This window comes from Tritonibacter sp. SIMBA_163, assembly GCF_046535935.1.
Lineage (GTDB): Bacteria > Pseudomonadota > Alphaproteobacteria > Rhodobacterales > Rhodobacteraceae > Epibacterium > Epibacterium scottomollicae.
This window is the reverse complement of sequence record NZ_JAWJBP010000352.1, coordinates 1-277: the sequence shown is the minus strand read 5'-3', so window position 1 is coordinate 277 and position 277 is coordinate 1. Positions and strand designations below refer to the sequence as shown.

General features: G+C 55.2%; 1 protein-coding gene. It reads left to right on the top strand.

Annotated features, from left to right (window positions below; all coding sequences use genetic code 11):
* Positions 1-64: 64 nt before the first annotated feature.
* Positions 65-277 (top strand): FliM/FliN family flagellar motor switch protein (locus tag R0J92_RS22690; RefSeq protein WP_411053323.1); only part of this gene is annotated, 213 nt, incomplete at its 3' end.

Here is a 277-nt window from a genome sequence, read left to right as displayed (position 1 = left end):
CGATTTGCTCGTCAACCCTATTAATGACAGCAACCATGACAGTGACGGCTCATGGTCACGCCGAATGGCCAGTGAGCTACGCCAATCCGAAGTGGAGCTAGTGGCAGAATTTGCGCAAATCCCCAGCCGTATTGCGCCTGTGATGGGCCTGAAAAAAGGGGATGTTCTGCCCATGGATATCCCTAGCACTATCACCGCACGCGTTGACGGCGTCCCTGTCATGGAGTGTGAATATGGCAGCCAACGCCAGCAACGCGCATTACGCGTGCTGCGTATG